Below are 3544 nucleotides of genomic sequence, written 5' to 3' on the forward strand. Positions count from 1 at the left end.
CGGTGCGACCACACCACCTACCCACCGAATAACATCGACATTCGCAGCTACGCGGCAGACTCAACGACGACGTCGATCATGCCGATGAGCTGCCGAAACGCCAGATCAGGCAACTGCGGCTGGAGTACTAAAAGCAGCACCACCCCCATGCCGGCCGTTGACCAGGCCGGCCAGTCGGCGACGCCTCGACCCCTGCCATGGGTGCCGCCGTCGCCGCAGGCCCGTGCCGGCGGTCTTTCGATCCAGCGCGGCCTGCACTGAGCCTGCGAGGACGGTAAAGGTCCAGCGGGCCAGGAAGCGACGATGTCTGGGACTGTTACGTATGGCGGTGGTCCAGGGTTCGGTCCGATCGGAAATGGCTCTCTTGGTGAACAAGCTCCCCTGGCGTTCCATCGAGCGGCCGAGGCTGACGTAGAACCGGGTACCCGACCAACGGGCCGGCGCGACCGCAGCGGACGGCCCGCCTAGGGACCGCATCAGGGACCATCCCTGGCGTGAGAGGAGAAGCCACATGAACCCTTCGGCGATGGCCAGCATTCGGGCCGAGGCCGTATTCGTCTCCGACCTGCAACCCTCAGGGTGCCCGACGCCGGCACAGATCCAGGATGCCGTTCTCTACGCCCTTCACGTGCACCGGATCGGCGGCTGCGCGGCTTTGGTTGCTCAGGAGTACGGGGAACATCCGGCCGAGGCCGTGACCCGGATGCGGTGGGCCGTTGCCGCAGTGTCGTCGGCCTACTCTCGACCGGGCCTGAGCGTAGACCGAACGACGTACCGCCGGAATCCGGGTGCGGCGTGACGAATCACCGCTCGAGGGTTTGACGCGACAGCGTCATTGCAGCGAGCTGCTGCTCCGTAACGGTGAGACACCGACGCTCGGCGGCGGCTCACTGAGTGCCGGGGTAAACCAGACGCGGTGTGCCGTACGGCATGACGGTCAGCGGCGGCAGGAGGGTGTCTCGGCCGTCGCCGAGCAATGCCGCGAGCGCCTCCACCCGGCCCACCGAGTAGGGCCAGGTACTGTGCTCATTGCCCCCCGTCGGGCTGGTGAGTGTCGCGGTCCGCTCACGAAGAAATGCAGCCAACCACTGCCGTTCGGGCACCGCACCGGGCGTACCGCCGGCGCGGTCGGTGGTCCGCTCGACCAGCGCGGGCAGGGAGTCCGCGTGACCGGTGTTGCCATGCTGCAGCATCGAGTCGAAGAGGATGGCGACGCCCAGCTGAGTCTTGATGCCCAGCCTTCGAGAAAGGTCGAGGGAAGGCGCGAAGTATCGTGAGTCGAGAACGTCGTCCTGCGCCTGTCGGAAGCGCGCGTCGGCGCTTGCCTTCGCCCATGCCTCGGGTAGCCCGGCGAGATCGTCGACGGAGGCGTCCTGGTCGTCACCGACCCGGGCCAGCACGGTGAGGTACCTACGCGACAGCGGCGTGGGGCCGACCCGGGCGAAGTAACTTTGCACGACCTCGAACGCCTCACCGTTGGCGGTGGAGAAGTCACCGATGCCGAGGACGTAGCCGCGGGAGTCGAACTGCTGGATGGCGCGAGCGTACTGTGGCACCACGGTGTCGTGGAGCAGGACACTCTCCAATTGACTGAGGACGACGCGCTGCTCAGTGCTCACATCGACCGGCTCGTTTGCGCCGGCGAGTAGCGCGACGACGAGGCCGGCGGCGGTTACCGTCGGTAGCGCGGTCCACATCACCCGCGGCCGGCGACGACGTGCATTCAAGTCACTCACCCCGCACCCACCCCAGACGAGACTCGGGAAAGTATCAGACCATCTCGCCGTCGAGGTTAGAGGACGGCGAGCTGCTCCGAAACGAGGGTCAGGACATTGGTGAGATCGATTGGAGTGCCACCCCCATGGGAGCTGTCTCCCCAGATAGCCTGGGCGTATGGTCTAGATGGGATCCGTCGTGGGTGGCTCGGCGCTTGAGCACTGCGTGAACGACCCGCGTCACCTGCTGCCGCTACAAATCGAGCAGCCAACCAACACGAAACTGGGCAGCAGCACCACCTGATGGCCACGGTAAGGGGACGATGCCGATGGAACACGCGGAGGACACGAGCGGTCACGTCCTGAATCTACTGGAGTCCTACCTGCTCGCTGAGCTCCCGGAGACGTGCGAGTTCGAGGTCGAGTCCCATCTTTTCGTCTGTGCGGAGTGCCGCGCCGAGGCCGACGTGGCGAGCGAGGTTGCGGTCGCGCTGGCCACTCTCTGCGCCGCCGACGTACGCGCGATCCAGCTGGCCGGCGATCGCGAGACGCCAATCGATTTGGTGGAGACGTCAACCGATACCGCTCCGGTGGGCGTGCCCTTCGCCGGGCGGCGAGTCACGTTCGGTGCTCGGAAACGGTCCGTCGCCATCGATCGTTCACCCGACCGACGCCCTGGGGCGGTTCGCCGGTCGAGCCGGCGATTCACCGCCGTGCACCTCGCGAGCGTCGCCCTGGGCGTAATTCTGGCGGTCTTCGGCGGCATCGGCATCTATATCACCACAGCGCCCGACAACAACACTCGCGTGGCGGCGGGTACCACCTCCGACTCGAACTCCCGGCGGATGCAGGTCACGCTCACGGGTGGTGACGGATTCCTTCAGGTCCGCGCGACCGTGGTCGGTCTTCAGCCTGGCACCGATTTTGAGCTGATCGTGGTCGGTCGGGACGGCCGCAACTACCCGGTCTTACGCTCTGTCGCGGCAGGTGGGCCGCAGACTATCCAGGGTAACGTGACGCTAGCCGCCGACCTCATCCTGTTCTTCGCGCTCATACAGGACGAAGCCGTCATCGTCGCTGTCGCCTCGTAACCCGTCGCTCGGGCTCATCAGAGGCCGGCGGGCCGCTGGCCCGCCACCGAGTGGGTTGCCCAACGCGGGTGAGCTGCCGAATCCCTGGTGTCGGCCGGATCGATCGCGCCTAAATCTTTACACCGATTTCGAGGCCGGCCCCAGGGTGCGCGAGTCGGTGTCGCAGATGCCGCTGTCACTGCCGTCATCGGTCTCGGCTCGGGCCGTGCTTCACCGAGCTCCCTGGCTTACCTCGGTCGCTCATGCCCCCAAACGATACCCGCGACGCATCACGGTCTGCACCAGGTCGATGCCGTCCAACGGAGTGCTCTTGAACGCTCGACGAAGCCGCGACACCGCCATCTCCACCGCGTGGTCGTCCACGCGGGACCAGGTCGCCGAGGCGCTGCGGATCTCAGCGGACGAGACCAACCGACCAGGGGAGCGAGCCAGCGTACGGAGGACCGTCATCGGTCCGGCCTGTACGGGCACCACAAGGTCGTCGATCGCGACCGACTGGCTGCGGAGTTGTAGCCGGTGGCCGTTGACGTCCAGCGTCAGCGCTCTGCGGGGTAGCTGGTCCGCCAGCTCTGCCGCCAGGCTGCCGAGGTACGGGTTCGGGTCTGCTGCACCGATAGGTGACATCTGAGATGGCTTGCCCTGGTGGCGGGCTGGAAGGATGTTGCTGTGCCCAAGCCTTACCCTCGTGAGTTCCGTGATGATGTTGTCCGGGTGGCCCGTGACCGTGATCCGGGTGTG

General features: G+C 66.3%; 5 protein-coding genes. 3 read left to right on the forward strand and 2 right to left on the reverse strand.

Translation table 11 applies throughout. The features are described 5' to 3' along the window. Together ACIBEF_RS32015 and ACIBEF_RS32020 are read left to right on the forward strand one after the other, a co-directional pair. Window positions 1-261 (forward strand): hypothetical protein (locus ACIBEF_RS32015; RefSeq protein ID WP_396797161.1); only part of this gene is annotated, 261 nt, incomplete at its 5' end. A gap of 250 nt (window positions 262-511) precedes the next feature. Further along, entirely contained in the window at window positions 512-799 is a 288-nt protein-coding gene (locus tag ACIBEF_RS32020; RefSeq protein WP_396797163.1) for a hypothetical protein, read from the forward strand. 88 nt (window positions 800-887) lie between these two features. Here the strand turns inward: ACIBEF_RS32020 and ACIBEF_RS32025 are convergent, their stop codons facing one another. Beyond that, on the reverse strand, window positions 888-1697 hold the full coding sequence (locus tag ACIBEF_RS32025; protein ID WP_396797167.1) for a chitosanase: 810 nt from the start codon (window positions 1695-1697) through the stop codon (window positions 888-890). A 347-nt stretch (window positions 1698-2044) separates the two neighbouring features. Between ACIBEF_RS32025 and ACIBEF_RS32030 the strand changes: the two genes are divergently transcribed. Next, entirely contained in the window at window positions 2045-2806 is a 762-nt protein-coding gene (locus tag ACIBEF_RS32030) for a hypothetical protein (protein ID WP_396797164.1), read from the forward strand. 240 nt (window positions 2807-3046) lie between these two features. Here ACIBEF_RS32030 and ACIBEF_RS32035 read toward each other — a convergent pair. Further along, a partial coding sequence (locus tag ACIBEF_RS32035; protein WP_396797165.1) for a winged helix-turn-helix domain-containing protein occupies window positions 3047-3544 on the reverse strand: 498 nt, incomplete at its 5' end.

The sequence above is a fragment of the Micromonospora sp. NPDC050795 genome (assembly GCF_044456785.1).
GTDB lineage: Bacteria > Actinomycetota > Actinomycetes > Mycobacteriales > Micromonosporaceae > Micromonospora.

What these genes read in the sequence shown, in the direction of transcription:
- ACIBEF_RS32025 (WP_396797167.1), bottom strand. Translation starts at nt 1,697, where the DNA reads ATGTGGACCGCGCTACCGACGGTAACCGCCGCCGGCCTCGTCGTCGCG.
- ACIBEF_RS32030 (WP_396797164.1), top strand. Translation starts at nt 2,045, where the DNA reads ATGGAACACGCGGAGGACACGAGCGGTCACGTCCTGAATCTACTGGAG.
- ACIBEF_RS32020 (WP_396797163.1), top strand. Translation starts at nt 512, where the DNA reads ATGAACCCTTCGGCGATGGCCAGCATTCGGGCCGAGGCCGTATTCGTC.